The sequence below is a fragment of the Pedobacter sp. HMWF019 genome, from assembly GCF_003061025.1.
Lineage (GTDB): Bacteria > Bacteroidota > Bacteroidia > Sphingobacteriales > Sphingobacteriaceae > Pedobacter.
Window position 1 is genome coordinate 1 of the sequence record NZ_QAIL01000433.1, and the last position, 3,609, is coordinate 3,609.

The following is a 3,609-nucleotide window of genomic DNA, read 5'->3' on the forward strand; positions in this document are numbered from 1 at the left end:
GGTTTAAACTCAGGAAAGGTGATCAGAAATAAAGGACCCCGATGGCGATCGGGATCCTTATAATGACTGGGTTCACCCATTTAACATTTTTTTGCAATCCGTTTAATTAGAAACCCAACCAAAACAAAAATATGAATAATATTATTCATTGCGGCCTGCTGTCCAAAAAATGGCAGGTACGCAATCAAATTTGGCGAATTATGAAGTTAACCTTCGTTTTTTTATTCTCCGCATTTATGCAGTTAAGTGCGGCTGGAGTAGCCCAAAGCATAAATCTTAACAAAAGAGACACCCCGCTCACCCAGATTTTTACAGATCTTGGTAAACAAAGTGGTTATCAGTTTTTCTATAATGAACGTTTACTGGAAAAAGCAAGTAAAGTAGATGTTAAAATTAAGAACGGGACCCTGGAAGAAGCATTGAATTTATGTTTTAAAGATCAACCATTCTCTTATGAGATCCTGGACAAAATAGTGGTCATCAAGGAAAAGAACAAAACTATTTTTGACAGGATAACTGATTACATTACCGCTGTACAGATAAAAGGCCGGGTTACAGATCAAAGGGGACACCCGATTCCAGGCGTCAGTGTGCGGGAGAAAGGGAAAGGGGTCTCTGCATTTACCAATGGAGATGGTCAATACCAGATTAATGTAGATGCTAGCGCAACACTTATATTTAGTTATATCGGATATAAGACACAGGAAGTTAATGTTGCCGGAAGAACGACTTTAAATGTCAGTTTGGAGGAGGACGTGAGCGTCTTGAAGGAGGTCAATATCTCAACAGGTTATCAAACTCTGGATAAGAAAACATTTACGGGTTCTTCGACCCTGGTAAAGGCATCCGATGCAGAAAGAAATGGGGTTCCAGACATTAGCCGGATGCTTGAAGGACAGGTTGCTGGGGTAACTGTACAAAATGTTTCAGGAACGTTTGGTGCAGCACCTAAGATTCGCGTGCGTGGCGCAACTTCCTTTTCGGGCGATAATAAACCCTTGTGGGTTGTGGATGGTATCATTTTGGAAGATGTTGTCAATATCTCCAACGAAGCCTTGACAACTGGGGATGCGAATACCTTAATTGGCTCTTCGGTGGCGGGTTTAAATCCTGATGATATTGAGAGTTTCAATATTCTGAAAGATGCGGCCGCGACAGGTATGTATGGTGCAAGGGCAATGAATGGTGTGATCGTTGTGACCACAAAAAAAGGACGGCAAACACAGGGCACTCCAAAAATTAGTTATAGTGGAAACTTTACAACTTATGCTAAGCCTTCCTATTCAAGTTTTGATGTGTTAAATTCTGCAGATCAGATGGCTGTTATGATCGAGATGCAGAACAAAGGGTATTACCAGATTCCGGAAGCATCTAGAGGTAATACGGGGGGGATTTTCTATAAGATGTATAACATGCTGTATGACTATGATGAAACCACAAAAACCTGGGCACTAAGAAATGATAATGCCAGTAAGGTCGCTTTCTTGTCGAGATATGCCAATGCAAATACGGATTGGTTTAACGTTTTGTTTAAGAATTCTTTGCAGCAGGACCATTCCGTAAGTATTAATTCTGGTACAGAGAAATTTCAGACCTATGCTTCTACCTCATTTTTACACGATGATGGACAAACAATAGGTAATAATGTAGATCGTTTTACAGGAAATTATAGGGCTAACTTTAAATTAAGTGATAAGTTAAGCGGTGAATTACTGGCAAACGGTTCTGTTCGTAATCAGCAGGCCCCCGGAACAACTGTCCTGCAATCTGACCCTGTTTATGGCAGTTATTACAGGGGATTTGACATCAACCCGTATAATTATGCGTTAAACACCAGCAGACTGATCACTCCATACGATGAAAATGGGAATCTGGAATATTTCAGGCAAAACAGTGCCCCTTTTAATATTTTAAATGAGCTGAATACCAATTATCTAAAGTTGGCTATGATTGATTTTAAAGTTCAGGGCGGCCTAAATTATAAGATTATACCTGAATTGACTTATTCATTAGATGGTGCTTATAGATTTACGAGAACAGAAAGCCAGATCTACATCTTAAAAAACTCTAATATGGCTACGTCATTTAGAACTGTTGATGATGCCACTTCCGCTCAGAACAATCCTAATTTATACAAAGATCCTGATTTTCCAAACGGTTTGCCCTTGAGTGTTCTTCCTGATGGAGGTTTTTATAAAATGACTGGAGATAATCTAAAATCCTATTATTTCAGACAAAACCTACAGTATAACAAAACATTTAATAAAGATCATAACCTGAATATTTTTGGTGCCATGGAAGTACGGTATGCGGATAGACAAAATGAGTATTTTGATGGTGCGGGTTATCAGTATGAAAATGGTGGTCTGGTCAGCTCTGACTACCACTATTTTAAACAGGCTGCTGAAACTGGTAAGCCTTATTTTGGGATGGGTTACGGACTGGACCGTTATATAGCCTATTTTTCCAACGCAGCCTATACCTATAAGGAAAAATACACGCTGAAACTGTCTGGTCGTTATGATGGGTCCAATTTAATGGGTAAAAGTACAGTAGCCAGGTGGTTACCTACGTGGAACGTATCGGGTAGCTGGAACATTGACGAAGAAAGCTTCTGGCCAAAGAACAACATTCTAACAGCTGCTAAATTAAGAGCCTCCTATGGTTTGGTTGCCAGTATTGGCAACGCGACAAATTCTTCTGCTGTCTTTTATAATCAAATTGCCAGAAGACCGAATATTAATGATCAGGAGGTTCAAACCTTCATATCGAGTTTGGAGAACTCTCAGTTAACCTGGGAAAAAACCAAGGACTTTAATATTGGATTGGACTTATCCTTACTCAATGACCGGCTAAATTTAACTGTTGATGTTTATAACAGAAATATTTTTGATTTGATAGGAGACATTAAAACTTCAGGAATTGGAGGTCAGTATCAAAAAACGGCGAATTATGGAGGAATGAAAGGACATGGAATTGAGTTTGCAATAACAGGTAAAGTTATAGATCATGAAAACTTCAAATGGAGAACCAATTTTAATTTTGGATATAATACAAATAAGGTAACTAACCTGGATGTGGCACCTAATGTATGGAGGTCAATTTCAGCCAATGGAGCTCCGGTGGAGGGTTATTCTCAAAGAAGTTTATTCTCTGTAAAATTTGCAGGCCTGAATCATGACTATGGGTATCCAACTTTCATAGGCCCTGACGGAAAAGCAACAACTTATATTGGTTTACAGGATGATGATTTGTCATTTTTAAAGTATGAGGGGCCGGTTGATCCAACTTTTGCAGGCGGATTTTATAATCAGTTCTCTTATAAGGGATTTAGCCTGTCAGCGTTGTTTGGTTTTTCTGCTGGAAATTTCCTTCGTTTAAAACCGACTGTTAAAAGCAGTTATGATGATTTAACTGCATTAAGCCGCGATGTGTTAAATAGATGGGTACTGCCTGGGGACGAAAAGTTTACCAGTATACCAGCCATTTTAGACCCGCTTTCAGCGGCAAAAATCGTTGGGTCAGATGGGGCTACAGTAGATATCAGATATCCTTATAATTTATATAATTACTCTACAGAAAGAGTAGTAAAAGGAGACTATATTAAAC

At 39.1% G+C, this 3,609-nt stretch carries 1 protein-coding gene; it reads left to right on the forward strand.

The features are described 5' to 3' along the window. Positions 1-200: 200 nt before the first annotated feature. A partial coding sequence (locus DBR11_RS22910) for a SusC/RagA family TonB-linked outer membrane protein (protein ID WP_158275367.1) occupies positions 201-3,609 on the forward strand: 3,409 nt, incomplete at its 3' end.